Origin of the sequence: Acinetobacter sp. 251-1 (assembly GCF_030329305.1) — a bacterium.
In the GTDB taxonomy this organism is placed as follows: Bacteria; Pseudomonadota; Gammaproteobacteria; order Pseudomonadales; family Moraxellaceae; genus Acinetobacter; species Acinetobacter piscicola_A.
In genome coordinates, this window is sequence record NZ_JACANS010000054.1 from 1 (window position 1) to 1,259 (window position 1,259).

General features: G+C 34.9%; 1 protein-coding gene. It reads left to right on the top strand.

Annotated features, from left to right (window positions below; translation table 11 throughout):
• Window positions 1–281 precede the first annotated feature (281 nt).
• Window positions 282–983, top strand: coding sequence for a VIT1/CCC1 transporter family protein (locus tag HX129_RS17670; protein ID WP_002058850.1), 702 nt, complete (start codon window positions 282–284; stop codon window positions 981–983).
• Window positions 984–1,259: the final 276 nt, after the last annotated feature.

Consider the following 1,259-nt stretch of genomic DNA (forward strand, 5'->3'; position numbering starts at 1 on the left):
TGAATGGATATAATTCAGGAATTCAGCAGATTTTAAAACCTATTGAATTAAAATCTGCTTAAGCCGAATTCACGTTACAATTAGCTTAATACGGATTATACGAAGCCTGAACATTGGAGTCGGTTTTTTTAATACGTATAACACCCATTATTAAACAAGGTTATTTTAAATGTAATGGATATGCATCAGTAGTGACTTATATTCTCTATTGTCTAGCTCAATTAAGGTTTACAGATAAAATATTTACTATAATCATTCTGATAACAGCAAGGGACTATATTGTGCGCCATTCTTATCATATCGAAAAACATTATATTGAACGGTCAGGGTGGCTACGTGCGGCTGTACTAGGGGCTAATGATGGGATTATTTCTGTAACAAGCCTAGTAGTCGGAATAGCAGCCAGTGGTGCTTCTTCTCAAACATTATTAGTAACATGTGTTGCGGGATTAATTTCTGGGGCGGCTTCAATGGCTGCAGGTGAATATATTTCCGTTAAATCACAACAAGATATTGAAAAAAATGATCTGAAAATGGAGGCACGTGAGTTAAAACTCCATCCTGAACATGAACTGCAGGAACTAAAAAATATTTATATACAACGTGGTTTAGAACCAACTTTAGCTGAAGATGTCGCTAAACAACTAACTATGCATAATTCTTTAGATGCACATGCTCGTGATGAAATTGGCATTTCAGTTCATACCTCTGCCAAGCCATTTCTAGCGGCATCTTCTTCAGCCCTCGCATTTTCTGTAGGTTCATTATTTCCTTTAATTTCAATGATGCTTCTGCCTGAACAATATTTAGATAAAGGTGTCATGCTGATTGGAGTTTTAACTCTCGGAATTATGGGAGCATTGGCGAGTTATGCTGGCGGTGTAAGTATCTGGAGAGGTTCTGTTCGGGTTATGATTTGGGGAATTGTCGCAATGTTATTCAGTGCTTGGATCGGATCACTATTTAATGTTGCTGTGACCTAATATACTTTGTGTATCTGATCACAATATTTTTATCCAATAAATTATTATAGGTTTTGAGTAGTTATTATTCATGAGTTCTCCTAACTTTTAGATACTTATATTACATATGATCTAACCTGATTAGAGGTCAAAACTAAGATACTCAATCATCTGCTTCAAAGATTTTTAAAATTAACATAATACACGTTATACGAAATTTAAATGTAACTCCAAAATAGAAATGTCCGGTTTCTCCAAAGTAAAAATGTCCGCTTTTAGAATATGCACTTTTGCAAT